This is a genomic window from Actinomycetospora termitidis, from assembly GCF_030286555.1.
Lineage (GTDB): Bacteria > Actinomycetota > Actinomycetes > Mycobacteriales > Pseudonocardiaceae > Actinomycetospora > Actinomycetospora termitidis.
Genome location: NZ_JASVWF010000007.1, coordinates 85,326 through 108,339 on the forward strand (window position 1 = coordinate 85,326; position 23,014 = coordinate 108,339).

General features: G+C 73.6%; 22 protein-coding genes. 18 read left to right on the forward strand and 4 right to left on the reverse strand.

All coding sequences use genetic code 11. The features are described 5' to 3' along the window. The first annotated feature begins 193 nt into the window (after window positions 1-193). The 12 genes from QRT03_RS25465 to era all read left to right on the forward strand — a co-directional run bounded on the left by QRT03_RS25465 (window position 194) and on the right by era (window position 15,137). Window positions 194-2,251: a dynamin family protein gene (locus QRT03_RS25465; RefSeq protein WP_286055926.1), complete on the forward strand. Its 2,058-nt coding sequence runs from the start codon at window positions 194-196 to the stop codon at window positions 2,249-2,251. After that, the gene (locus tag QRT03_RS25470; RefSeq protein WP_286055927.1) at window positions 2,248-3,810 is read left to right on the forward strand and encodes a dynamin family protein; all 1,563 of its coding nucleotides are present in this window, start codon (window positions 2,248-2,250) and stop codon (window positions 3,808-3,810) included. The genes QRT03_RS25465 and QRT03_RS25470 overlap by 4 nt, the downstream gene beginning before the upstream one ends. 105 nt (window positions 3,811-3,915) lie before the next feature. Continuing rightward, window positions 3,916-4,935, forward strand: coding sequence for a heat-inducible transcriptional repressor HrcA (hrcA, locus tag QRT03_RS25475; RefSeq protein ID WP_286055929.1), 1,020 nt, complete (start codon window positions 3,916-3,918; stop codon window positions 4,933-4,935). Window positions 4,936-4,972: 37 nt separating this feature from the next. Continuing rightward, on the forward strand, window positions 4,973-6,130 hold the full coding sequence (dnaJ, locus tag QRT03_RS25480; protein WP_286055930.1) for a molecular chaperone DnaJ: 1,158 nt from the start codon (window positions 4,973-4,975) through the stop codon (window positions 6,128-6,130). A gap of 64 nt (window positions 6,131-6,194) precedes the next feature. Continuing rightward, window positions 6,195-6,947 (forward strand): 16S rRNA (uracil(1498)-N(3))-methyltransferase, encoded by a 753-nt coding sequence (locus QRT03_RS25485; RefSeq protein ID WP_286055931.1) that lies wholly within the window; start codon window positions 6,195-6,197, stop codon window positions 6,945-6,947. Next, complete coding sequence (locus QRT03_RS25490) at window positions 6,947-7,840, forward strand: alpha/beta hydrolase family protein (RefSeq protein ID WP_286055932.1); 894 nt, start codon at window positions 6,947-6,949, stop codon at window positions 7,838-7,840. Before QRT03_RS25485 ends, QRT03_RS25490 begins: the two co-directional genes overlap by 1 nt. 375 nt (window positions 7,841-8,215) lie before the next feature. Then, on the forward strand, window positions 8,216-9,829 hold the full coding sequence (locus tag QRT03_RS25495) for an ABC-F family ATP-binding cassette domain-containing protein (RefSeq protein ID WP_286055933.1): 1,614 nt from the start codon (window positions 8,216-8,218) through the stop codon (window positions 9,827-9,829). 150 nt (window positions 9,830-9,979) lie between these two features. Continuing rightward, a complete protein-coding gene (locus tag QRT03_RS25500; RefSeq protein WP_286056215.1) occupies window positions 9,980-11,035 on the forward strand; it encodes a PhoH family protein in 1,056 nt (351 codons plus the stop codon). After that, window positions 11,032-11,610, forward strand: coding sequence for an rRNA maturation RNase YbeY (gene ybeY / locus QRT03_RS25505; RefSeq protein ID WP_286055934.1), 579 nt, complete (start codon window positions 11,032-11,034; stop codon window positions 11,608-11,610). Before QRT03_RS25500 ends, ybeY begins: the two co-directional genes overlap by 4 nt. Continuing rightward, window positions 11,607-12,986: a hemolysin family protein gene (locus tag QRT03_RS25510; protein ID WP_286055935.1), complete on the forward strand. Its 1,380-nt coding sequence runs from the start codon at window positions 11,607-11,609 to the stop codon at window positions 12,984-12,986. Before ybeY ends, QRT03_RS25510 begins: the two co-directional genes overlap by 4 nt. After that, a complete protein-coding gene (gene lhgO / locus QRT03_RS25515) occupies window positions 12,979-14,241 on the forward strand; it encodes an L-2-hydroxyglutarate oxidase (RefSeq protein WP_286055936.1) in 1,263 nt (420 codons plus the stop codon). Before QRT03_RS25510 ends, lhgO begins: the two co-directional genes overlap by 8 nt. Next, window positions 14,238-15,137, forward strand: a complete 900-nt coding sequence (era, locus tag QRT03_RS25520; protein WP_286055937.1) for a GTPase Era — start codon at window positions 14,238-14,240, stop codon at window positions 15,135-15,137. The genes lhgO and era overlap by 4 nt, the downstream gene beginning before the upstream one ends. 19 nt (window positions 15,138-15,156) lie before the next feature. On the opposite strand, the gene QRT03_RS25525 is transcribed toward era, so the two are convergent. Next, complete coding sequence (locus QRT03_RS25525) at window positions 15,157-15,480, reverse strand: DUF4190 domain-containing protein (protein ID WP_286055938.1); 324 nt, start codon at window positions 15,478-15,480, stop codon at window positions 15,157-15,159. A 112-nt stretch (window positions 15,481-15,592) separates the two neighbouring features. On the opposite strand from QRT03_RS25525, the gene recO reads away from it, so the two are divergent. The 4 genes from recO to QRT03_RS25545 all read left to right on the forward strand — a co-directional run bounded on the left by recO (window position 15,593) and on the right by QRT03_RS25545 (window position 19,715). Then, the gene (gene recO, locus QRT03_RS25530) at window positions 15,593-16,441 is read left to right on the forward strand and encodes a DNA repair protein RecO (RefSeq protein WP_286055939.1); all 849 of its coding nucleotides are present in this window, start codon (window positions 15,593-15,595) and stop codon (window positions 16,439-16,441) included. Between the two features lie 77 nt (window positions 16,442-16,518). Beyond that, entirely contained in the window at window positions 16,519-17,295 is a 777-nt protein-coding gene (locus QRT03_RS25535; protein ID WP_286056216.1) for an isoprenyl transferase, read from the forward strand. Then, window positions 17,292-17,702, forward strand: coding sequence for a hypothetical protein (locus QRT03_RS25540; protein ID WP_286055941.1), 411 nt, complete (start codon window positions 17,292-17,294; stop codon window positions 17,700-17,702). The genes QRT03_RS25535 and QRT03_RS25540 overlap by 4 nt, the downstream gene beginning before the upstream one ends. Window positions 17,703-17,822: 120 nt before the next feature. After that, complete coding sequence (locus tag QRT03_RS25545; RefSeq protein ID WP_286055942.1) at window positions 17,823-19,715, forward strand: BCCT family transporter; 1,893 nt, start codon at window positions 17,823-17,825, stop codon at window positions 19,713-19,715. Between the two features lie 264 nt (window positions 19,716-19,979). Here QRT03_RS25545 and QRT03_RS25550 read toward each other — a convergent pair whose 3' ends face one another. The 3 genes from QRT03_RS25550 to QRT03_RS25560 are packed head-to-tail and all read right to left on the reverse strand — an operon-like array spanning window position 19,980 to window position 21,036. Then, window positions 19,980-20,402, reverse strand: a complete 423-nt coding sequence (locus QRT03_RS25550) for a Fur family transcriptional regulator (protein ID WP_286055943.1) — start codon at window positions 20,400-20,402, stop codon at window positions 19,980-19,982. Continuing rightward, complete coding sequence (locus QRT03_RS25555) at window positions 20,399-20,743, reverse strand: ArsR/SmtB family transcription factor (RefSeq protein WP_286055944.1); 345 nt, start codon at window positions 20,741-20,743, stop codon at window positions 20,399-20,401. The genes QRT03_RS25550 and QRT03_RS25555 overlap by 4 nt, the downstream gene beginning before the upstream one ends. Beyond that, a complete protein-coding gene (locus QRT03_RS25560; RefSeq protein WP_286055945.1) occupies window positions 20,740-21,036 on the reverse strand; it encodes a hypothetical protein in 297 nt (98 codons plus the stop codon). Before QRT03_RS25560 ends, QRT03_RS25555 begins: the two co-directional genes overlap by 4 nt. Before the next feature lie 65 nt (window positions 21,037-21,101). Between QRT03_RS25560 and QRT03_RS25565 the strand changes: the two genes are divergently transcribed. Then, the gene (locus QRT03_RS25565) at window positions 21,102-21,425 is read left to right on the forward strand and encodes an antibiotic biosynthesis monooxygenase family protein (protein ID WP_286055946.1); all 324 of its coding nucleotides are present in this window, start codon (window positions 21,102-21,104) and stop codon (window positions 21,423-21,425) included. A 63-nt stretch (window positions 21,426-21,488) separates the two neighbouring features. Beyond that, on the forward strand, window positions 21,489-22,916 hold the full coding sequence (locus QRT03_RS25570; RefSeq protein WP_286055947.1) for a glycine--tRNA ligase: 1,428 nt from the start codon (window positions 21,489-21,491) through the stop codon (window positions 22,914-22,916). Window positions 22,917-23,014 lie beyond the last annotated feature (98 nt).

A 23,014-nucleotide genomic window follows, 5' to 3' on the forward strand; every position in this document is an offset into this window, starting at 1 on the left:
GGGTCGTGGCGACCGCGCCCGCCGCGACCCGTCCAGAACAGCCGGGACCCCCGTCACGTCCGGGGGTCCCGGCTGTTCGCACGTCCACCGTCCGGGCGCCCCGCGTCGGACCGCATCCGGATCATCGCGCGTTAGAGTCGGCCGAACGGACTAGTGCAGAGGTCCGTTGAACGTAGGGGGACCGACCTCGGGGGTGGACGGCGTGGACGGGGAGGGCAGCCACGACGGGGCGTCGACGGGTCCGGACCGGGGTGAGGCCCGGGCGGTCGCCGCCCTCGCGGTGCGCGCCGCCGCCGCGTACGGCCGCCCCGACCTCTCCGCCGACCTCGCCGCCGCCGCCGACCGCCTCGCGGACCCGGGCGCCCGGGTGCTCGTCGTCGGGGACTTCAAGCAGGGCAAGAGCTCGCTGGTCTCCGAGCTGGCGGGCACGCCGGTGTGCCCGGTGCACGACGACGTCGCGACCCGTCTCCCGACCGTCGTCCGCCACGGCCCGGAGCCGGCCGCGACGCTGGTGGCCGCGCCGGACGAGGAGAGCGGGGCGGGTTCCCGACGGCGGGTCGGGTCGGCCGAGCTGACCGCGGCGGTGAGCGGGACGCCGACCGACGGCGCCGCCTGGTCGCACGCCGAGGTCGAGCTCCCGACCGGGCTGGTCGGCGACGGCCTCGTCCTCGTGGACACCCCGGGCGAGGGCGGGCCGCGCTCCGCCCGCGGGCTCGCCGTCCGGGCGGGGTTCCCGGCCGCGCACGCGGTCGTCGTCGTGACCGACGCCTCCCGCGAGCTGACCGCACCCGAACTCGCGCTGCTCCGCGCGGCGGAGCGCCAGTGCCCGACGGTCGTCGTCGCGCTGACCAAGACCGACCTGCACCCGCGCTGGCGGGAGGTCCGCGACCTCGACCGGCGCCACCTGCGGGCCCAGGGACTGGAGCGGGTCGCCGTCCTGCCGGTGTCGGCGACGCTCGCGGCCCACGCGCGCCGCCTCGCGGAGCGCGACGACCCCCTATCGGCGTGCTCGGATGCATTGTCGGGAGCCACGCTCCTCGAGGAGTCCGGCGTGCCGGCCCTGGCCGACCTGCTGCGCGCCGACGTGGCCGACCCGGCCGGTGCGCGGCACGCGGTCGGCGTGCTCGACCAGGTCGCGGACGCGGTCGCGGAGTTCGGCGCGGCGCTGGAGGCCGAGCGGGTCGCGCTGGAGGACCCGGAACGCGTGGCCGCGATGGCCGCGGAGCTGACCGCCGCCCGCGACCGCGTCGCGGAGCTCAAGGAGCGCAGCGCGCGCTGGCAGCAGACCCTGGCCGACGGCGTCGCCGACCTCGTCTCGGACATCGACTGGGACCTGCGCGACCGCATCCGCCACGTCGTGCGGGCCGCGGAGGAGTCGCTGGACGCGGCGGACCCGGCGTCGACCTGGGACACGTTCGCGCCGTGGCTGACCGAGGAGATCTCCGAGGCGGTGACGACGACGTTCATCTGGGCGGGCGAGCGCACCTGGCGGCTGGCGGAACGGGTCGCGGACCACTTCGCGATCTCCGGCGGCGAGGTCCGGTCGAAGCTGCCGGGGCCGGGCGGCGCGGTGGCCGTCGTCGCCCCCGGGCCGCCCGAGTCGCCGCTGGAGCAGACGATGCCGGGCGGGATGGTCGTGCGCGCGGAGCTGCCCGACGTCCCCGGCATCGACGTGCCCGACCTGGAGCGGATCGGGTGGGCGAACGGGCTCGTCGTCGGGATGCGGGGGTCGTACGGCGGGGTGCTGATGGTCGGGATGGTGACGACGTTGTCCGGGCTCGCCCTGATCAACCCGTTCTCCGTGGGGGCCGGCGTGCTGCTCGGGTCGAAGACGATCCGCGACGAGCGCAAGCGGGCCCTGCAACGACGGCGGGCGGAGGCCAAGCAGGCGGTCCGGCGCCACGGCGACGAGGTGCTGCACCTGGCCGGCAAGCGCTCCCGGGACCTGCTGCGCGACGTCCAGCGCACCCTGCGCGACCACTTCACCGCGCAGGCCGAGTCGCTCGCGCGCTCGGTCGCGGAAGCAGTGACTGCCGCGGCGGCCGCGCAGGAGATCGAGAGCGCGCAGCGGGACCGGCGGCTCCGGGACGTGAAGGCGGAGCTGGCGCGGGTGGAACTGCTCGCGGAGCGGGTGCAGGCGTGCCGGGCCGGGTTCGCGGCGGAGTTGAGCGAAGGGCCCCTTCAGTCGGATAGGTCGAGCGACGGTGCCCTTCGCTCGGAACGTCGGCTCGCCCGCACCGGTGCCGCATGAGCCGGCTGCTCGACGAGACGCGCGGCGTCCTGGACCACGCGATCGCGGTCTTCGCCGACGACCCGTACGCCGTGGGCGCGCTGACCGCCCAGCGCGCCCGGCTCGGGGGCCCGCTGCGGGTGGCGCTCGCCGGGTCGGTGAAGGCGGGGAAGTCGACGCTGCTCAACGCCCTGGTCGGGGAGCAGATCGCGCCGACCGGGGTGGGGGAGTGCACCCGGGTCACGACCCACTACGCCGACGCGCCCAGCCCGCGCATCGGCGTGACCTACCGCGGCCTGCGCCGGGAGGGCGACCCGGCGGAGCTGCCGGCCCTGCACCGTCGCGGCTCGTTGGTCATCGAGACCGAGCGGCTCGATCTCGCCCGGGTCGCCGCGCTGCACGTCGACTGGCCCTCGCAGCACCTGCGCGAGGTCACGCTGATCGACACCCCGGGGGTCGACTCGGCGGTGTCGCGCAGCGTGTGGGGCTCCGCGGAGCAGTCGCCGGAGGACGTGATCGACTGCGTCGTCCACCTCGTCCGCCACCTGCACGAACCCGACGTCGCGTTCCTGGAGTCCTACGGCGACCGGGTCGCGGAGAACGTCGGGGCCGCCGGGACGCTGGTGGTGCTCTCGCGCGCCGACGAGGTCGGGGGCGGGCGGATCGACGCGGTGATGGCGGCCCAGCAGGTCGCGCGCCGCTACCGCACCGACCCGGCACTGCGGTCGTGGTGCGCCACGACCACGACGGTCGCGGGCCTGCTCGCCGAGACCGCCCGCACCCTGCGCGGGGTCGAGTTCACCGCGCTGCGCACCCTGGCCCGGCTCGACCGCACCGAGCTCGAGGCCCAGCTGCTGACCGCTGACCGGTTCGTGCAGGCCTCCGGCGTGCTGCCCTCCGGCACCCGGCTGGCGCTGCTCGACCGGTTCGGGCTGTTCGGTGTCCGCCTCGCGACCTCCCTGCTGCGCCGCGGCGTCGACGACTCCGCCGCCCTGGCCGCCGAGCTCGCCCGCCGCAGCGGCCTGGACGATCTCCGCGCGATCCTGGACCGCCGCTTCCTCGCTCGCCGGGACGTCTTCCAGGCCCGCTCGGCGCTCCTCGCGGTCGAGCGGTTCCTCGCCCGGGCCCGGAGCTCCTTCCCGACGACGGGTGTGGCCGGGTCCCGCCCGTCGCCCGCGCCGCGGGCCGCCGTCCCGCGGGTCCCGGACGTGGCGGTCCTGGCCGCGCTCGCCGAGGACGTGGAACGGGTGCGGTCGGGCGCGCACGGGATCGTCGAGCTCGACGTGCTGACCCGGCTGCGCCGCCGGCCGCTGGACGTCCCGGGGCGGGGCGCCGACCTCACCGAGGAGGCCGAGCGGCTGCTCGGCGACCAGGGCCCGGAGCCGGCCGCACGGCTCGGGGTGGCCGAGGACACCGGCGCCTCCGAGCTGCGCGCGGTGGCCCTGGCGGCGCTCGGCCGGTGGCGCGGGCACGCCGAGAACCCGCTGGCCGCGCCGGAGACCGCCGAGACCGCGCAGGTCGTCGTCCGGTCGCTCGAGGGAGTCCTCGCGGAGCTCCCGCGCCTCGTCGGCGTGGGGTAGGCACGAAGGATCCTGAGCCGACCACGCTCACGGCCGTCCGACCCGGCACCCATGTCTCGCCTACGATGGAGTGTCGGGTTCGCAGTCGGTGAGGAGGTCGAGCAGATGAACGCCGAGGAGCGCCGCATCGCGGTCCTGCGCGCGATCGTCGCCGATTTCGTCGCCACGAACGAGCCCGTCGGCAGCAAGGGCATCGTCGACCGCCACAACCTGGGCGTCTCCAGCGCGACCGTGCGCAACGACATGGCCGCGCTCGAGGACGAGGGCTACATCATCCAGCCGCACACCAGCGCCGGCCGGATCCCGACCGACAAGGGCTACCGCCTCTTCGTCGACCGGCTCTCGCAGGTCAAGCCGTTGTCCGCGGCCGAGAAGAAGGCGATCTCGACCTTCCTCGAGGGCGCGGTCGACCTGGACGACGTGCTGCGGCGCAGCGTCCGCCTGCTCGCCCAGCTGACGCGGCAGGTCGCGGTGGTGCAGTACCCGACGCTGACCCGCTCGACGGTCCGGCACATCGAGGTGGTCAGCCTCACCCCGGCCCGCCTGATGCTGGTGCTGATCACCGACACCGGCCGGGTCGACCAGCGGGTGGTCGACCTCGGGGACGTGCTCGCCGACGACGACGTCGCGCGGTTGCGCGCCCTGCTCAACCAGGCCCTCGTCGGGAAGCCCCTGGCCACGGCGGCGGCCGCGGTCGCGGCGCTGCCCGAGGAGGCCTCGGACCTCCGCACGGTGGTCACCACCGTGAGCGTCGTGCTCGTCGAGGCCCTCGTGGAGCACCCCGAGGAGCGGCTGGTGCTCGGCGGGACCGCGAACCTCGCCCGGCAGGGTGCGGACGCGTCGTCGCTGCGCGGGGTGCTCGAGGCGCTCGAGGAGCAGGTCGTGGTGCTGCGGCTGCTCGCGGCGTCGAGCGACCCGGCGCAGGTCACGGTGCGGATCGGTGAGGAGAACGAGGCCGAGGACCTGTGGGCGACCTCCACGATCTCCATCGGCTACGGCCCGGCCTCCGCGCCGGCGCTGGGCGGGATGGGCGTCGTCGGGCCGACCCGCATGGACTACCCCAGCACGATCGCGGCGGTGCGGGCCGTCGCGCGGTACGTCGGCGAGATCGTCGGCGGACGCTGACCATCGCTCCCCGAGGGATCAAGGACGACAGGACACAGTGGCCACGGACTACTACGACGTTCTCGGCGTGAGCCGGGAGGCCGACGACAACGAGATTCGCCGGGCGTACCGCAAACTCGCCCGTGAGCTCCACCCCGACGTCAACCCCGACGCCGCGGAGCGGTTCCAGCAGGTCAAGAGCGCCTACGAGGTGCTCTCCGACCCGGAGAAGCGCCGCATCGTCGACCTCGGCGGCGACCCGAACGCGACGGCGGGTGCCGGCGGGTTCGGCGGGGCCGGGGGATTCGGCGGCGCCGGCTTCGGCGGGCTCGGCGACATCATGGACGCGTTCTTCGGCGCGGCCGGCGGCGGCTCCGGGCGTGGCCCGCGCGGCCGGGTGCAGCCCGGCGAGGACGCGCTGATCCGCATCGACCTGACCCTCGAGGAGTGCGCCGCGGGCGTCGCCCGGGAGCTCACGGTCGACACCGCGGTGCTCTGCGAGCGCTGCCAGGGCGGCGGGGCCGAGGCCGGCTCGCACCCGATCCCGTGCGACACCTGCGGCGGGCGCGGCGAGATCCAGAACGTGCAGCGGTCGTTCATCGGGCAGGTCGTGACGGCGCGTCCGTGCCCCGTCTGCCGCGGGCTCGGCGAGATCATCCCCAACCCGTGCCAGCAGTGCGGCGGCGACGGCCGGGTCCGCGCCCGGCGGACCGTCACCGTCCAGGTGCCCCCGGGCGTCGGCGACGGCATGCGGATCCGGATGGCCGGGCAGGGCGAGGTCGGCCCGGGCGGCGGGCCGGCCGGCAACCTCTACGTCGAGGTCACCGAGGCCCCCCACGAGTACTTCGAGCGCGACGGTGTCGACCTGCACTGCCACGTCACACTGCCCATGACCGCCGCGGCCCTCGGCACGACGCTGCACCAGCGCACGCTCGAGGGCGACGAGGAGCTGCACATCGACCCGGGCACGCAGCCGGGCACCGTGCACACCCTGCGCGGCAAGGGCATGCCGCGGCTGCGCTCGTCCGGGCGCACCGACGGCCGCGGCGACCTGCTGGTGCACCTCGACGTCGGGGTCCCGGAGAAGCTCGACGCCCGCCAGACCGAGCTGCTCCGCGAGCTCGCCGCCCTGCGCGGCGAGGAGCAGCCGGAGTACTCCGGCGGGCGCCATAACGGGCTGTTCGGGCGGCGCAAGGCGGCGGGACGCGGGCGGTGACGCCCCTCCGGCGTCAGCAGTGCGGCCTTGCTGACACTGAACGTCACATCCGCCACCGCCACGCGTGAGCCGGGCCGACTGGACGCGCCCGGCGCTGTTCCGGGTCGACCCGTTCCCGACGTCCGGTGTGGTCCAGTTGGACGGGCCGGAGGGCCGGCACGCCGCCGACGTCCGGCGGGTGCAGCCCGGTGAGGTGATCCTGCTCGGCGACGGCGCGGGCACGCGGGCGCGGGCCGAGGTCACGGCGGTGGCGAAGGGGCGGGTGACCGCCGAGGTCCTCGAGACGCGCACCGACCCGCCGTCGGGAAGGCCTCTGGTGCTGGCCCAGGCGCTGGCGAAGGGCGACCGCGGGGAGCTCGCCGTCGAGACGGCGACCGAGGCCGGGATCGACGCGGTGATCCCGTGGCGCGCCGAGCGGTGCGTGACGCGGTGGGACGACGGCCCGCGCGGCGCCAAGCAGCTGGGCCGGTGGCGCTCCACGGTCACGGAGGCGGCGAAGCAGGCCCGGCGGGCGTGGAACCCGGAGGTCACCGAGCCGATGACGACGAACCAGCTGGCCCGGCGCATCCGAAGCACGACGTGCCTGCTGCTGGAGGCGACGGCGGAGGTCTCGATGGCGGACGTGGCGCTCGGCGACCAGGGGGAGATCGTGCTGCTGGTCGGCCCCGAGGGCGGCGTCACCGACGGCGAGACGGCGACGCTGGTGGACGCCGGTGCGCTCCCGGTCCGGCTCGGGCCGGACGTGCTGCGGACCTCGACGGCGGCGGTCGTCGCGCTGGGCGCGCTGGGCGTGCGCACCGGCAGGTGGGAGGTGTGATGGCGCGCCGGAGCCTGCTCGGCCTGCTCGGTCTCACGGGGCTCCTCGCGGCGTGCTCGACGAGTCCCGCCGGCACCACCCCCGCACCCCGTCCCGGGACGCCGGAGCCGACGCCGCTGCGCTACGGACCGGATCCCGCGCAGTACGCGGTGCTGCACCTGCCGCCGGGCGCGCCGCGGGCACCGCTGCCGGTGGTCGTGGTGATCCACGGCGGGTACTGGCGCGCCGCCTACGGCCTGGAACTGGGGACGCCGCTCGCGGTCGATCTGACCAACTCCGACGTGGCCGTGCTCAACGTGGAGTACCGCCGGGTCGGCGCTGGGGGCGGGTTCCCGCAGACGTTGTCCGACGTCGCGGCGGCGATCGACCTGTTGGCCACCGAGGGGGTGCGGACCGCCCGCAGTGCCGGCCGCGAGTTGGATCTGGGCAAGGTCGTCCTGCTCGGGCACTCCGCCGGGGGCCACCTCGCGGCCTGGGCGGGCTCCCGCACCCGGCTCCAGGCGCCCGCGACGGGCGCGGACCCGGTGGTCGTGCCGGCGGGCGTCGTCTCCCAGGCGGGCGTGCTCGACCTCGTCGCCGGGGCGCAGCAGAACCTCGGCGGTGGGGCCGTGGTCGACCTGCTCGGCGGCGACCCCGTGACCCAGGCGGCCCGGTACGCGGTGGCCTCCCCGACGGCACTCGTCCCCGCCCCGTGCCCGGTGGTGGCGGTGCACGGGACAGCTGACGACGTCGTCCCGATCGACCAGTCCCGCCGCTACGTCGCGGCGGCGACCGCGGCCCGCGGGCAGGCCCGCCTCGTCGAGCTGCCCGGCGTCGACCACTTCCAGCTCATCGACCCGGCCACGTCGGCCTGGAACATCATCCGCGGCGAGGTGCTCGACCTGCTGCGGTAGGCGTTGCGGGACGCACACGGCTGGCGGGGGTCGCCTCGGGGCGGTGGGGCGTTGCGGGACGCACACGGCTGGCGGGGGTCGCCCAAGTGATGCGCCGCGCAACGCTCACGCGGCCCGGCGATCCATGGCCGTGTGCGTGGCGCAACGTGCGGGTGGACCGTGGTTGCCCGCCCTGGCCGTGTGCGGGGCGCAATGCCGGATCGGGCGTCGGTCGCCCGCGCTGACCGTGTGCGTCACGCACGACCTGGAAAGGGGATGGCGGGCACGCGCTGCTCGGGTACAGTTCCGCTCACTATGGAGCTCTGACGACGCCTCGACCCATCGCTGCGGCATCGCCCGGCGAGGTCATCCCACTCCGATCCTCGGAGCGTCGTCATGTCTACTGCCCTGCTCACCGGTCTCCGGCCCGTCGTCGCGCACGGCCTCGTCCGGACCTTCGCCGCGCGCCCGGTCCTCGACGGTCTGGACCTCACCGTCGCCCCCGGCACCCGCCTCGGGCTGATCGGGGAGAACGGCACCGGGAAGTCGACGCTGCTGCGGCTGCTGGCCGGGGTGGACGTCCCCGACGCCGGGACGGTGGCTGTCCCGGCCGACCTCGTGTACCTCCCGCAGGAGCCCGAGGTGGACGAGGGATCCACCGTCGGGACGATGCTCGACGAGGCCCTGCGGCCGCTGCACGACGCGGTGCGCGCGCTCGAGGAGCTGGCCGAGCGGATGGTGCGCGAGGACGTTTCCGCCGAGTACGACGAGGTCCTGGCCTGGGCGATCGCCCACGACGCGTGGGACGCCGACCGGCGCGCGGAGGTCACCGCGGCCGTGCTCGGGGTGGCGGACCTGGACCGGTCGCGGCTCGTCGGGACGCTGTCCGGTGGTCAGCGCACCCGCCTCGCCCTCGCGGCGGCGCTGGTGCGCCGGCCGGCGGTGCTGCTGCTCGACGAGCCGACCAACCACCTCGACGACGAGGCCCTCGACCTGCTCGAGCGCAGCCTCGTCGAGCTCCCGGGCGTCGTGATCGCGGCGAGCCACGACCGGACGTTCCTCGACCGCGTCGCCACCGAGCTCTACGACCTCGACGCCGGCGTGCTCGGCACCGACGGGCGCGGCGGGCGACGGTTCGGCGGGTCGTTCACGGAGTACCTCGCCGCGCAGGCCGACTCCCGGCGCCGCTGGGAGGAGACCTTCGTCGCCCAGCAGGAGGAGATCGCGGCGCTGCGGGAGCGGACCCACGTGGACCTGCGCTCGGTCGCCGCCGGTCGCGGGCCCACCGACAACGACAAGTTCATCACGAAGTTCAAGGGCGCCGGAGTGGAGCGGGCCCGCGCCCGGCGGGTCCACGACGCGGAGCGCCGCCTCGAGGTCGCCGAGCGGGAGGCCCTGCCGAAGCCGCCGGCGCCGCTCCGGTTCGCCGCGCCGCTCACCGGTGGCGCCGCGACCGTCTCGGTCCGCGACCTCCGGGTGGCGGGTCGGCTCTCCCTCGACCTGCTCGACGTCGACCCCGGGGAGAAGCTGCTGGTCACGGGGCCGAACGGGTCGGGCAAGTCCACCCTCCTCGCCGTCCTCGCCGGGCAGGTCCTTCCCGACGCCGGGTCGGTGCAGGTGGGCGCGCGGCGGGTCGCCACGGTGACCCAGGACCCGGAGTTCGCCCGACCCGACCGCCCCGCCCGCGACGTCTACGCCGACGCCGTCGGAGCCGCGGTGGCCGAGGCGGTGCCGCTGCGCTCCCTGGGCCTGCTGCACCCCCGCGATCACGGGACGGCGGTCGGGGCGCTCAGCGTGGGGCAACGGCGGCGGCTGTCGCTGGCGATCGCCGTCGCGGTCGGCCCGGACCTGCTCCTGCTCGACGAGCCGACGAACCACGTGTCGCTGCGGCTCGCCGGGGAGCTGGAGGAGGCGTTGGGGGCCGCCGCGGGCACCGTCGTCGTGACCTCGCACGACCGGTGGCTGCGCTCGCGCTGGGAGGGGCCGGCGCTGGCGCTCGCCGCTCCATGATCAGGAGTACGTGAGGCACCCCGGACCGCCGGTCCGGGTGCCTGGTGTGCTCCTGATCAAGAAAGGAGCACCGGCCGACGACGCTGGGGTCGACTGTCGGGGGGTCGGTCTAGACTGGTTCACGCACGCATCACCGCACGGGGAGCACGCATCCTGAGTCCCACGTCCACCGACTCGTCCGGCGAGTCGCGCATCGTCGTCCCCGAGTCCGCGCTGCTCGCGCTGCTGGGCAAGCGTGACGAGAACCTCCGTGAGGCCGAGGACCTGCTGGACGCCGACGTCCACGTCCGCGGCAACGAGCTGACCCTCACCGGCGCGCCGCCCGACGTGGCGTTCGCCGAGCGGGTCTTCGCCGAACTGGTGGTCCTCGCCAGCCGCGGCCAGCAGATCGACCCGGACGCGGTCCGCCGCACCGTCCGCATGCTCTCCGACGAGGCCGGCCCGTCGCCGGCCGAGGTGCTGAGCCTCGACATCCTGTCGCGGCGCGGGCGCACGATCCGGCCGAAGACGCTGAACCAGAAGCGCTACGTCGACGCGATCGACGTCAACACGATCGTCTTCGGCATCGGTCCGGCCGGCACCGGCAAGACCTACCTGGCGATGGCGAAGGCCGTCCAGGCGCTGCAGGCCAAGCAGGTCACGCGCATCATCCTGACCCGCCCGGCCGTCGAGGCGGGGGAGCGGCTCGGCTTCCTGCCCGGCACGCTCTCGGAGAAGATCGACCCGTATCTGCGGCCGCTGTACGACGCGCTGCACGACATGCTCGACCAGGAGTCGGTCCCGAAACTGATGGCCGCCGGCACCATTGAAATTGCACCACTGGCGTATATGCGTGGCCGGACCTTGAATGACGCTTTCATCATTCTCGACGAGGCCCAGAACACCACGCCCGAACAGATGAAGATGTTCCTGACGCGGCTGGGCTTCAATTCCAAGATCGTGGTCACCGGTGACATCACGCAGGTCGACCTCCCGGGCGGGCACCTGTCCGGCCTGCAGGTGGTGCGTCAGATCCTCGACGGCGTCGACGACGTGCACTTCAGCGAACTGACCAGCGCCGATGTCGTCCGGCACCGCCTCGTCGCCGACATCATCGACGCGTACGGCCGGTGGGACTCCCGGCAGAACGGTGGACCGAAGGCCGTGCCCAACGCCCCACGGACCGGGCCGCCGCAGAACCGTCGTGACCGGCGGGGTGGCCGATGAGCATCGAGATCGCCAACGAGTCCGGGGTCGACGTCGACGAGGCGCCGATCGTCGACGTCGCCCGCTACGCGCTCGACCGGATGGGCGTCAGCCCGCTCGCCGAGCTGTCGATCCTGCTGGTCGAGCTGGAGCCGATGTCCGAGCTGCACGAGCGGTGGCTCGACCTGCCGGGCCCGACGGACGTCATGAGCTTCCCGATGGACGAGCTGGACACGGCCAAGCGGCCGGACGCCCCGCCGTCCGGACCGAGCCTGCTCGGCGACATCGTGCTGTGCCCCGCGTTCGCGCGGGACCAGGCCGTGTCGGCGGGGCACTCGCTCGACGACGAGCTGCACCTGCTGACGGTGCACGGTGTGCTGCACCTGCTCGGCTACGACCACGCGGAGCCCGACGAGGAGACCGAGATGTTCGGTCTGCAGGGCGAGCTCCTCACCGCGTGGCGCGGCGAGGTCGCCGAGCGGGCCCGGGCCGAACGCGACCGGCTGACCCGCGAGCGCCAGCGGGCGGCCGACGAGAAGCTGCTCGGCACGGTGGGCCTGGGCGCCCCGGGGGACGACGAGCAGAGTCCGTCATGACCTCCGCCCAGATCGGGCAACTGCTCGCCGCGCTGATCCTGGTCCCGCTGGCCGGCGTCTTCGCGGCGGCCGACGCGGCCATCACGACCATGTCGCCGGCGCGCGTCGACCAGCTGGTCCGCGAGGGCCGGGCCGGGGCGAAGGCGCTGGCCGCCGTCGTCGCCGACAAGCCGCGCCACCTCAACCTCGTGCTGCTCATGCGCCTCGCGTGCGAGGTGGTGGCGACGGTGCTGGGCGCCTACGTCGCGCTGCAGCTCGTCCCGTCCGAGGGCTGGGCGGTGACGATCGCGGTGCTGGTCGTCATCGTCGTGTCGTACGTGCTGATCGGCGTGGGCCCGCGGACGATCGGTCGGCAGCACCCGTACGGCGTCGGTCTCGGGGTCGCCCTCCCGGTCCGGGCACTGGTGCGGCTGCTCGGCCCGCTGGCCTCGCTGCTCATCCTCATCGGCAACGCGATCACCCCCGGCCGGGGCTTCCGTGACGGGCCGTTCAGCCAGGAGGTCGAGCTGCGCGAGCTGGTCGACATGGCGGAGGCGCGCGGGCTGGTCGACGACGACGAGCGCTCCATGATCCAGTCGGTGTTCGAGCTGGACGACACGATCGTCCGCGAGGTGATGGTCCCGCGCACCGAGATGGTGTGGATCGAGCGGGAGAAGTCCGTGCGGCAGGCCCTCGCGCTGGCGCTGCGCTCGGGCTACTCGCGCATCCCCGTGATCGGCGAGAACGTCGACGACACCGTGGGCGTCGTGTACCTCAAGGACCTCGTCCGCTTCACCACCGCGCGCCAGAACGACCCGGCGAACTCGCCCGCCGACCACTCCGGCGCGGTCGGCGAGATCATGCGCCCGGCCGCCTACGTGCCGGACTCGAAACAGGCCGACGACCTGCTGCGCGAGATGCAGCGCACCCGGAACCACATGGCGCTCGTCGTCGACGAGTACGGCGGCATCGCGGGCCTGGTGACGATCGAGGACATCCTCGAGGAGATCGTCGGCGAGATCACCGACGAGTACGACACCGCCGAGCACCGCCCGCTGGACCGTCTCGAGGACGGGGCGCTGCGGGTCTCGGCCCGCCTCCCCGTCGAGGACCTCGAGGAGGCGACCGGCGTGGAGTTCGAGACCGAGGACATCGACACCGTCGGGGGCCTGCTCGCCCAACGGCTGGGCCGCGTCCCGCTGCCGGGCGCCGAGGCCGAGGTGGGCGGGCTGCGCCTGCGCGCCGAGGGTGGCGAGGACGCCCGCGGGCGGATGCGGATCGTGTCCGTGCTGGTGTGGGACCCGAACCCGCGGACCGAGGAGGTTCCCGACGACGGGTCCGGGTCCGTGGACGACGACGCGCTCGTCAGGGCGAGCGGAGAGGAACGGCGTGGCTGACGTGGCGGGCATCCCCGGACCGAGTCCCCGGCACGACGTGGTCGTGGTCGGCGGCGGCATCGTCGGGCTGGCGGTGCTCACCGCGCTGCTGGACGCCGGGCACACGTCGGTGGCGCTCGTGGAGCGGGAGTCCTCGCTGGCCGGGCACCAGACCGGGCGGAACTCCAACGTCATCCACTCGGGGCTGTACTACGCCCCGGGGTCGCTGAAGGCCCGCCTGGCCGTGGCGGGCTGCGCGGAGACCAAGGCGTTCTGCGCCGAGCACGACCTGCCCTACGTCGAGTGCGGCAAGGTCGTCGCCGCGACGAGCGAGGACGAGCTGCCGCGCATGGCCGAACTGGTCCGCCGCGGACGGGCGAACGGGGTCGAGGTGCACGAGCTCGACGCCGCCGGCGTGCGCGACCGTGAGCCCGCCGTCCGGGCCGTCGCCGGTCTGTGGGTCCCCTCGACGGGCATCTGCGACTACGAGGCGATCACCGCGAAGCTCGCCGAGCTCGCCGTGGCGCGGGGCGCGGTCATCCACACCGGGCGCGCGGTCCGGTCGGCGGTGCGCCGGCGGCAGGACGTCGTCGTGCACACCGACCGCGGGGACCTGCTCGCCGGCCAGGTCGTCGTGTGCGCCGGGTTGCGCTCCGACGAGATCGCGCGCGCCTCCGGCTTCGACCCCGGCGTGCGGATCGTGCCGTTCCGCGGGGAGTACTCCGACCTGCGCGGACCGAAGGCGGACGCGATCCGCGGGCTGGTCTACCCGGTGCCCGACCCGGCCTTCCCCTTCCTCGGGGTGCACGCCACCCGCGGCGTCGACGGCTCGGTGCACGTCGGTCCGAACGCGGTGCTCGCGCTGGCCCGCGAGGGATACGACTGGCGGACGCTGAAGGTGCGCGAGCTCGCCGGCACCCTCACCGACCCCGGGTTCCTCGCCCTGGCCGGCCAGCAGTGGCGCTACGGGCTCGGGGAGATGCACCGCTCCCTGTCGAAGGCCGCGATGGCGAAGGCGGTCGCGCGGATGCTGCCCGGGGTCACCGCGGACGACCTGCACCCGCCGCACGACGTGATGCGCCGCGCCGGGGTCCGGGCGCAGGCGGTGCGGCCGGACGGGTCGCTGGTGGACGACTTCCTGTTCAGCGAGGACACCGCGGACCGCGGCGACATCCGGGTGCTGCACGTGCTCAACGCGCCCTCGCCCGCGGCGACGGCGGCCCTGCCGATCGGGCGGGAGATCGTCGCGCGGCTCGAGGGCAAGGACGCGGCGTGACCCAGCCCTGGCCGGAGGACTTCCGCTCCGGATTCGCCTGCTTCGTGGGTCGTCCGAACGTCGGGAAGTCGACGCTCACGAACGCGCTGGTCGGGCAGAAGGTCGCGATCACCTCGTCGCGGCCGCAGACGACGCGGCACGCCATCCGCGGGATCGTCCACCGTCCCGACGGGCAGCTCGTCGTCGTCGACACCCCGGGTCTGCACAAGCCCCGCACGCTGCTGGGGGAACGGCTCAACGACGTCGTTCGGACGACCTGGGCCGAGGTCGACGTCGTCGGGTTCTGCGCCCCGGCCGACCAGGCGGTGGGGCCGGGTGACCGGTTCATCATCTCCGAGCTGCGCAAGGTCGCCGACCGCACACCCGTCGTCGGGATCCTGACGAAGACCGACCTCGCGCGTCCCGAGGTGATCGCCGGGCGGCTCCTCGAGCTGCAGGAGCTGGCCGACTTCGCGGAGATCGTGCCGGTGTCGGCGGTGTCCGGGAAGCAGGTCGAGCTCCTGACCGACCTGCTGCTCGGTCAGATGCCGCCGGGCCCGCCGCTCTACCCCGAGGGGGAGCTCTCGGACGAGCCGGAGACGACGATGATCGCGGAGTTCATCCGCGAGGCGGCCCTGGAGGGCGTGCGCGACGAGCTGCCGCACTCGCTCGCCGTCGTCGTCGAGGAGATGGAGGAGGGGAGGACGCTGAAGATCCGGGCCGAGATCTTCGTCGAGCGGCCCTCGCAGAAGGCGATCGTGATCGGGCGCGGGGGGTCGCGGCTCAAGGAGGTCGGCACGAACTCCCGGCAGCAGATCGAGAACATGCTCGGGACGCAGGTCCACCTCGACCTGTTCGTCAAGGTGGCCAAGGACTGGCAACGCGACCCGCGCCAGCTGCGCAAGCTGGGCTTCTGACGCGGGCCGCGCGGAGCTCCTACAGCGAGTAGGAGTAGGAGAAGCTCCCGCCGTTCGCGATGATCAGGACCCAGAACAGGACCCAGAAGGCACAGCCGATCCCGCCGAGGACGAGAGCCGTGATCGCGAGGCCGCGGCCCTGCTCGCCGGTCCGCGCGATCTGGCGGACCGACACCCAGCCGCAGATCACCGCGGCCAGCGGGATGAAGAAGGCCGCGACCAGCGCGACGATGGACATGACGTTCCAGCGCGGTGCGGGCGGGCCGTACCCCACGGGCTGAGCCGCGGGTGTGCCGTATCCGGCGGGGCCGGGAGCGAAAGGCTGCTGCTGCGGAGTGGTCATGGCGGGGTCCTTCCCGGGTCGATGTGACTGAGAGTGACAGTAGACCGGGTCGACCCGCCGTCGTATAGGCCGGACGAGTGAGCGCCGGGCGGTGTCGGAGGGGAGTGCCAGGATGGTCGGCGTGGGCTTCTACCGTGACACCGGCGTGGTGCTGCGGTGTCAGAAGCTCGGCGAGGCCGATCGGATCGTCACGGTGCTGACCCACCAGCACGGCAAGGTCCGGGCCGCCGCGAAGGGCGTCCGGCGCACCACGTCGAAGTTCGGGGCGCGGCTCGAGCCGTTCGGTCACGTGGACCTGCAGCTGCACACCGGGCGCAGCCTGGACATCGTCACGCAGGTGCAGACGATCGACGCCTTCGGTGGGGACCTGGTCGCCGACTACCCGCGCTACACCGCCGGGTGCGCGCTGCTCGAGACCGCCGACCGGCTCACGCCGGAGGAGGGCGAGCCGGCGCGGGAGCTGTTCCTGCTGCTGGTCGGGGCCCTGCGCGGGCTCGCGGCCGGGCGGCGCGACCCACACCTCGTGCTGGACGCCTACCTGCTGCGCGCGATGGTCATCGCCGGCTACGCGCCCGCCGTCACCGAGTGCGCCCGGTGCGGGACCGAGCCGGAGACACCCCTGGACGCCCCTGACGGCACGCACGGGTTCCACCGCCGGTTCGCCGTCGCGGCCGGGGGTGCGGTGTGCGACGCCTGCCGCCCCGGCGGCGCGGTCGTCCCCTCGTGGTGGACGTGGCGGCTGCTGGAGGCCCTGCGCGACGGCGACTGGACCGCGGCCGAGCAGAGCCCGCCGGACGCCCGCCGGGACGCCGCGGGCCTCGTCGCCGCCCACCTGCAGTGGCACCTCGAGCGCCAGCTGCGCTCCCTGCCGCTGGTCGATCGCAAGGGAGCGCCGCGCGTCGACCTGGACGACGGGCTGCCGGCGGCACCCGAGGAGAGCGAACGGGAAGGAGCCGTGTGAGTCCCCTGCGTCAACGCGCCGAGCGGCCCCGCGGCCGGTCGGGGGCCCGGTTGCGAGGGTCGGGCGACCCCACGGTCATGGCGCCCACCCCGCACCCCTCCGGCGCCACCGCCCCGCCGATCCCGGCCGAGCTCGTGCCGAACCACGTGGCGCTCGTGATGGACGGCAACGGCCGGTGGGCCAACCAGCGCGGGCTGCCGCGCATCGAGGGCCACCGGCACGGCGAGGCGCAGCTGCTCGACGTCGTGCGCGGGTGCATCGACGTGGGCGTGAAGTGGATCAGCGCGTACGCGTTCTCCACGGAGAACTGGCGCCGCAGCCCGGAGGAGGTCCGCTTCCTGCTCGGGTTCAACCGCGACGTCATCCGCCGCCGCCGCGACGAGATGCACGCGATGGGCGTGCGGGTGCGCTGGTCGGGGCAGCGGCCGCGGCTGTGGCGCAGCGTCATCAAGGAGCTCGAGATCGCCGAGGAGATGACGCAGGACAACGACGTCGTGACCCTCACCATGTGCGTCAACTACGGCGGGCGCGCCGAGATCGTCGGCGCTGCCCGCGAGCTGGCGCGGCGGGCCGCGCGCGGGGAGATCGACCCGGAGCGCATCGACGAGCGCGCGATCGCCCGCCACCTCGACGAGCCGGACATGCCCGACGTCGACCTGTTCGTCCGCTCGTCGGGGGAGCAGCGCACCTCGAACTTCCTGCTCTGGCAGTCCGCGTACGCCGAGATGGTCTTCCTGGACACGCTCTTCCCGGACTTCGACCGCCGGCACCTCTGGCAGGCGTGCGAGATCTACGCCTCCCGTGACCGTCGCTACGGTGGCGCCGTGGACCAGTCCTCGGAGGTGGGGGAGTGAGCCGCGAGGCCGCCACGACCGCCACCCTGCTGATCACCGCCCGTGAGTCCCTGGAGAAGTTCGTCGAGGTCCACGTCGACGACGACGGCGCGCTCTCCTTCCGCCACGGGGACGTGCCGTGCGCGGTGCAGGGCGTCGAACTGGTCGAGGGCCTGGCCGTGCTCTCGCTGACGTGCGTCGTGGCCTGGGATCTCCCGGGCGAGGACGTCCCGCGCCGGGTCGCCGAGCGCGCGGGTCAGGGCCTGTTCGGCACCCTCGGTGTCGTGCACACCGACGCCGGTTGGGACGTGACGCTGCGCTACGCCTTCCCGGCCGAGGGGCTCGCGCCCGATCCGCTCGGCACGCTGCTGATGCTCGTGGTGTCGACCGCCTCGCAGGTCCGCGCGGATCTGACGGAGGGTTCCTGACGCCGGGTCACGGTGCGAATTCCCCCGATTGCGCGGTGTATGTCCCTTTCCTCCCGTAGGCTCCGACGGACGTCGAACCCGGAGAGGAGGACGCCCACCAGCAGTGGGGGGCGTACCGGTATGACACAGCAACAGGAGAGTCCGCCCCCGAAGTCCCCGGAGGAGCAGGGCGGGAGCGCGGCCGACGTGAAGGGCGTGCCGGTCGACAAGGTCGTCTTCGGTGTCGGCGCCGTCCTCGCCGTCGTCTTCGTGCTCTGGGGCATCCTCAGCACGGAGACGCTGAGCTCGGTCTCGGGCGGCATGATCGGCGGCCTGATCCAGGCGGGTGGGTGGCTGTTCATCCTCGCGGCCACCGGCTTCGTGGTGTTCGCCCTCTACCTCGCGTTCTCGAAGTTCGGGCGCATCAAGCTCGGGGGCGAGGACGAGCAGCCCGAGTTCCGCACGGTCTCGTGGATCGCGATGATGTTCTCGGCCGGCATGGGCATCGGGCTGATGTTCTACGGGGTCGCCGAGCCGCTCTCGTTCTTCACCTCGCCGCCGCCGGGGTCGGTCGCGAACGGCGACCAGGTGGAGTCGCTGCGCACCGCGATGGCGACGTCGCTGTTCCACTGGACGCTGCACCCGTGGGCGATCTACGCCGTCGTCGGGCTCGCCATCGCCTACTCGACGTTCCGCAAGGGCCGTCGCCAGCTGATCAGCCAGGCGTTCATCCCGCTGATCGGGGAGAAGGCGGCCAACGGCGCCGTCGGGCGGGTCATCGACATCATCGCGATCTTCGCGACGGTGTTCGGGTCGGCCGCGTCCCTCGGGCTCGGCGCCCTCCAGATCGGCGGCGGTCTCGACGCGACCGGCTTCCTGCCCGACGCCGGGAACGAGGTCCTCGTCCCGATCATCATCGTCCTGACGGCGGCCTTCATCCTGTCCGCGGTCTCGGGCGTGGCCAAGGGCATCCAGTGGCTCTCGAACATCAACATGGTGCTCGCCGGGGTGCTCGCGCTGTTCGTGTTCGTCGTCGGCCCGACGGTGATCATCCTCGACCTGCTGCCCACCGCGGTCGGCGCCTACTTCTCCGAGTTCTTCGAGATGGTCGGGCGCACCGAGGCCACCGGCGGCGCGCCGATGCTCGACTGGCTCTCGTCGTGGACGGTCTTCTACTGGGCCTGGTGGATCTCCTGGACGCCGTTCGTCGGGATGTTCCTGGCGAAGATCAGCCGCGGCCGCACGATCCGGCAGTTCGTCGGCGGCGTGATCCTCGTGCCGAGCCTGGTGTCGCTGGTGTGGTTCGCGATCTTCGGTGGCACGGCCATCACGCAGCAGCAGCAGGGGCTGAACCCGGCCGGCGCGGACACCGAGGCGCAGCTGTTCTCGGTGCTGCAGGCCTATCCGCTGGCCACGATCACCGGGATCCTCGTGATGATCCTGGTCGCCATCTTCTTCGTCTCCGGCGCCGACGCGGCGTCGATCGTCACCGGCACGCTCTCGCAGCGCGGCACCGACGAGCCGAAGAAGTGGGTCGTGATCTTCTGGGGCGCCACGATGGGTCTCGTCGCCATGGTGATGCTGCTGGTCGGCGGGGAGGACGCGCTCTCCGGCCTGCAGAACCTGACGATCCTCGTGGCGGCGCCGTTCGTCGTCATCATGATCCTGCTGTGCATCGCCCTGACCCGCGATCTCAACCACGACCCCGTCGTGCTGCGCGAGATCAAGGGCACCGAGGTGATCGAACAGGCCATCGACTACGGCACCGACAAGCACGGGGACGACTTCTACCTGCGGGTGCAGTCGTTCCCGGCCGACGCCGACGGTCCGTGGCGCACCGCGAACACGGGCGAGGAGCGGGTCACGTACGCGGACGTGTACAAGGGTGGCGACCCGTTCCGGGACACCGACGGGTCCGAGCCCGCCGAGGTCGGCCGCGCGGACGCCGACGGGGTCGACGACACCCTGCAGGTCGGCCCGGGCGGTGCTGCCGACCGTGAGCCGGCAGGGCGTCCGCGCTCCGACCGGGAGTAGCCCCCGCCCGGTGCCGGCAATGGCACGGAACTGACACCTGACGTCAGGACGGCGCCACTCGCACATCGTCCGGTTCGCCGGCCCGATGGGTGGGTGGCGCCGTTTCGCGCGCCTGACGTCAGCCGCCGAGAGGCACACCAGGCACCTCGGCGGGCCGCCCGAGGTGCCTCACGTACCTCTCGGCGAGGCGCGACCCCCACTCCGCCCCGAGCGAAGGGCGCCCTCGCTCGATCTACTCGACCGAAGGGGCCCTTCGCTCGAACGTCAGCCCCGCGCCGCGAGGCAGGCCGAGCAGAGCCCGATGATCTCGACGGTGTGGTCGATCTCGGCGAAGCCGTGCTCCACGGCGACCTTCTCGGCCCAGTGCTCCACCGCCGGGCCCTCCACCTCCACCGTGCGCCCGCAGGAGCGGCACACCAGGTGGTGGTGGTGCGTGTCGGAGCAGCGGCGATAGGAGGCCTCGCCGGCCGTCGTGCGCAGGACGTCGATCTCCCCGGCGTCCGCGAGCGCCTGCAGCGTCCGGTACACCGTGGTCAGCCCGATGCCCTCGCCGCGGCGTCGCAGCTCCTCGTGGATGTCCTGGGCGGAGCGGAAGTCGTCGAGCTGGTCGAGCAGGTCGCCGATCGCCGCGCGCTGGCGGGTGGAGCGCTGCCCGGGCACGACGGTCGGACGGGACTCGGCACTCACGACTCCTCCTGCACGTGCTCGACCGCGTCGACGACGATGTGGGCCAGGTGGTCGTCGACCAACCGGTACACCACCTCGCGCCCGCGCCGCTCCCCGCGGACCACGCCCGCCGCCTTGAGCACGCGCAGGTGCTGGCTGATCAACGGCTGGGTGACGCCGAGGGTGTCCACCAGCTCGTGGACGCAGCGCGGCGAGCGGCGCAGCTGCATCACGACCGCGATCCGCACCGGTGCGGCCAGCGCCCGCAGCAACTCGCCGGCGGCGTCGAGTGTCGCCGGGTCCAGGGGTGCGGGGGCGTCCGGCGGGATCGAGGACACCGGGGCGTCGTGGGAGACGGTCATCGCAGGGCCACCCCGATCGTCACGGCCACCAGCACCACGAGCACCACGCCGCGCGCCAGGCGCTCCGGCGGCGTCATGCGCCCCCACGTGGTCGCGAGCAGCACCGCCACCCCGATCGCGAGCAGCCCCAGCAGCAGCGCCCCCACCGGACCGCCGACGATCACGCCGACCGCGAAGAGCACCGCCACGACCAGGAAGACCAGCACCGGCGACACCCCGGCCAGCGGCCCCGTCCCGGGCAGCAGCGGCCGGCGCAGGTCGCCCCGCAGATCCCGGCGCGTCCGTCTCGGCACCTGACGCTCCTCTCGTCGCCCTCCACGATCCCATACCGACACCCGGTGTCGATAAGCTCCGCCCGGTGCTCCTGGTGTGCCGATTCTCCCCGGACGACGAGGCCGACTTCCTCGTCCGCGCCCGCCGTGCGGTCGGCCTGCTGGCCGCGCAGCCGAACTGCGAGCGGGTCGACCTCGCCCGCGCGGTCGAGGCGCCGGGGCAGTGGGTGCTGGTCGCGGTGTTCGCCTCGCTGACCGACTACCGCCGCGCCCTGTCGCCCTTCGACGTCCGCGAGCACGTCGTCCCGTTCCTGTCCGAGGCGTCCACGGCCGACCAGGCCGTCTTCGAGCGGAACACCACGGCCCTTCCCGACGGCGGGTGGGTCGAGCACCCCAGCATCCTCGGCTGAGGTCCGCCCGGACCCGCTCGCTACGCTGGGTAGGCCGAACGAGCAGCATCAGGAGAGTTCTCAGTGCCCACCCCCACCGGCAGCGCCCGTATCGAGACCGTGGTGAACCTGTGCAAGCGCCGCGGGTTCGTCTTCCCCTCGGGTGAGATCTACGGCGGTACCCGGTCGGCCTGGGACTACGGGCCCCTGGGCGTCGAGCTCAAGGACAACATCAAGCGCCAGTGGTGGCGGTTCATGGTGCAGGGTCGCGACGACGTCGTCGGCCTGGACTCCAGCGTGATCCTGCCGCGCCAGGTGTGGGTCGCGTCCGGCCACGTGGACGTGTTCACCGACCCGTTGGTCGAGTGCACGAACTGCCACCGCCGGTTCCGCGCCGACCAGCTCGCCCAGGACTTCTCCGAGCGCACCGGCGGCCCGTCGCTGGAGACCGTCGACGCCGAGGGCAAGGTCGGCTACGACCTCTCGACGGTGCCCTGCCCGAACTGCGGCGTGCGCGGCCAGTACACCGCGCCGCGCGAGTTCAACATGATGCTCAAGACCTACCTCGGCCCCGTGGAGTCCGAGGAGGGCCTGCACTACCTGCGCCCGGAGACCGCGCAGGGCATCTTCGTGAACTTCGCGAACGTCATGTCGACCGCGCGCAAGAAGCCGCCGTTCGGCATCGGCCAGATCGGCAAGAGCTTCCGCAACGAGATCACGCCGGGCAACTTCATCTTCCGCACGCGCGAGTTCGAGCAGATGGAGATGGAGTTCTTCGTCGAGCCGGGCTCCGACGAGCAGTGGCACCAGTACTGGATCGACGAGCGCACGCGCTGGTACACCGGGCTGGGGATCGACCGGGAGAACCTGCGGCACTACGAGCACCCCAAGGAGAAGCTCTCCCACTACTCCAAGCGCACGGTGGACGTGGAGTACCGCTTCCAGTTCAACGCGGGCCAGGAGTGGGGCGAGCTCGAGGGCATCGCGAACCGCACCGACTTCGACCTCACGACGCACTCGAACCACTCCGGCGTCGACCTGAGCTACTACGACCAGGCGACCGACTCCCGGTACAAGCCCTACGTCATCGAGCCGGCCGCCGGCGTCGGGCGCCCGATGATGGCGTTCCTGCTCGAGGCCTACACCGAGGACGAGGCGCCGAACGCCAAGGGCGGGGTCGACAAGCGCACGGTGCTGCGGCTCGACCCGCGGCTCTCGCCGGTCAAGGCCGCGGTGCTCCCGCTGTCGAGGAACGCGGACCTCTCGCCGGTCGCCCGCGACGTCGCCGCCACGCTGCGGCAGCACTGGAACGTCGACTTCGACGACGCCGGGGCCATCGGGCGCCGCTACCGCCGCCAGGACGAGATCGGCACGCCGTTCTGCGTCACGGTCGACTTCGACTCGCTCCAGGACCGGGCGGCCACGGTGCGCCACCGCGACGCGATGACCCAGGAGCGGGTGTCGTTCGACCAGCTCGAGGGCTACCTCGCCGCCCGCCTGGTCGGCTGCTGAGGCGCTCCCGTCGGTTCCGAGCGAACGGCACTCTCGCGCACGTAGAGGCTGCGAGGGTGCCGTTCGCTCGTCCCGGGGCGCTGTCCCGACGACGGGTG

Bases quoted from the DNA above. Each gene is read 5' to 3' on its own strand.
- ybeY (WP_286055934.1), top strand. From the start codon at position 11,032: ATGAGCATCGAGATCGCCAACGAGTCCGGGGTCGACGTCGACGAGGCG.
- QRT03_RS25495 (WP_286055933.1), top strand. From the start codon at position 8,216: ATGTCTACTGCCCTGCTCACCGGTCTCCGGCCCGTCGTCGCGCACGGC.
- recO (WP_286055939.1), top strand. From the start codon at position 15,593: ATGGTCGGCGTGGGCTTCTACCGTGACACCGGCGTGGTGCTGCGGTGT.
- QRT03_RS25525 (WP_286055938.1), bottom strand. From the start codon at position 15,480: ATGACCACTCCGCAGCAGCAGCCTTTCGCTCCCGGCCCCGCCGGATAC.
- QRT03_RS25555 (WP_286055944.1), bottom strand. From the start codon at position 20,743: ATGACCGTCTCCCACGACGCCCCGGTGTCCTCGATCCCGCCGGACGCC.
- QRT03_RS25510 (WP_286055935.1), top strand. From the start codon at position 11,607: ATGACCTCCGCCCAGATCGGGCAACTGCTCGCCGCGCTGATCCTGGTC.
- QRT03_RS25470 (WP_286055927.1), top strand. From the start codon at position 2,248: ATGAGCCGGCTGCTCGACGAGACGCGCGGCGTCCTGGACCACGCGATC.
- QRT03_RS25535 (WP_286056216.1), top strand. From the start codon at position 16,519: ATGGCGCCCACCCCGCACCCCTCCGGCGCCACCGCCCCGCCGATCCCG.
- QRT03_RS25545 (WP_286055942.1), top strand. From the start codon at position 17,823: ATGACACAGCAACAGGAGAGTCCGCCCCCGAAGTCCCCGGAGGAGCAG.
- QRT03_RS25490 (WP_286055932.1), top strand. From the start codon at position 6,947: ATGGCGCGCCGGAGCCTGCTCGGCCTGCTCGGTCTCACGGGGCTCCTC.
- hrcA (WP_286055929.1), top strand. From the start codon at position 3,916: ATGAACGCCGAGGAGCGCCGCATCGCGGTCCTGCGCGCGATCGTCGCC.